The sequence below is a fragment of the Actomonas spartinae genome, from assembly GCF_051209155.1.
GTDB lineage: Bacteria > Verrucomicrobiota > Verrucomicrobiia > Opitutales > Opitutaceae > Actomonas.
Genome location: NZ_JBPJGB010000017.1, coordinates 1 through 1,137, shown reverse-complemented (window position 1 = coordinate 1,137; position 1,137 = coordinate 1). Strand labels below are relative to the sequence as shown.

The following is a 1,137-nucleotide window of genomic DNA, read 5'->3' as shown; positions in this document are numbered from 1 at the left end:
GTTCTGTCCATGGTGCTCGAAGAAGTTGCCGAACGGCCCCTTCATTCCCGATGAAGAAATCAGAGTCTAACCAACCACCGCAGCCAACGCCGGGGCTGGCGCCCCGTCGCGGCTGAGTTCAAACGTTCTGCAAAGAAGCATGCCATTGCCCGTTACCATCGTCCCAGGGGAATCGATCGGTCCCTTCAAATTAGGCATGAGCCGTAGCGAAGTATGGGCACAAGACCGCTCTCCCATTCACGCGTTTTACAAGACGCCGATGAGCGAAAATCGCACAGATGATGTCCGTCGATTCGGCCTACACGTTTTCTACGACGAAGCTGACTGCGCCGAGTATTTTGAGGCGTGGACGCGGACTGAGCACTTTCACACAACGTTGCATCTTGGAGAGTTCACGCTCAGTGGACGGGTCATGGGAGAAGTTCGCAGCATCCTTCGAGAACTTGGATTCCCATTTTCCGAGGATCGATATGGGTTCCAGTGTCCCGAATTTGGCATCGGATTCTATTGCCACGACTTCGAGTCAGATGAATCCACACTCGACGGTGTTACGGTGATGAAAAGAGAGCAGAACCAGCCGGTCGAGACAACGCAGGCCGTTGCACGGCCTGCGCGTCTCACCTAAATCGTTGGACATCAATGACACGTCGATCTGTATTGCGGTCATACTCAACCGCCGCAGCCATTGTGATCCCAGCGGTGTTCCTAGGCTTCGGGATTGTTTATGCTGTCATGCAAGCACCAGATGGGAGGCTCGGTCTTCACATCTGGGAGCTGAGCGCTCCTGTCGCATTTGTAGCGGGCTTGTGTTCCCTTCCCGCCGCAATTATCCGCAGATACCTTGGAGATCATGAATCCGCCTATCGATGGATGCGATGTTCAGCCAGAGCGTTCTTCGTTTCCTCAATTCTACTGTGGATGGTCTATGGTGCATCGATTCACTGAAAGAGCGTCCAACCAACCGCCGCAGCCAACGACGGTCAGCTCCGCTGACAGTCGCGGCTGAGCTTAGACGTTAGCCACCGAGAGATGAATCTGTCGCAGAAAGCCTACCCCTTTACCCAGTGGGATTTCCGTATCCAAGGAGAGGTGATGTCGGTGACGTCGAAGCGCCCTCTGAGCAGCAATGGATTCGAG

General features: G+C 54.5%; 1 protein-coding gene. It reads left to right on the top strand.

Annotation, left to right across the window (positions count from 1 at the left end; genetic code table 11):
* Positions 1 to 139 precede the first annotated feature (139 nt).
* On the top strand, positions 140 to 625 hold the full coding sequence (locus AC0MRV_RS20880; RefSeq protein WP_472766464.1) for a hypothetical protein: 486 nt from the start codon (positions 140 to 142) through the stop codon (positions 623 to 625).
* Positions 626 to 1,137 lie beyond the last annotated feature (512 nt).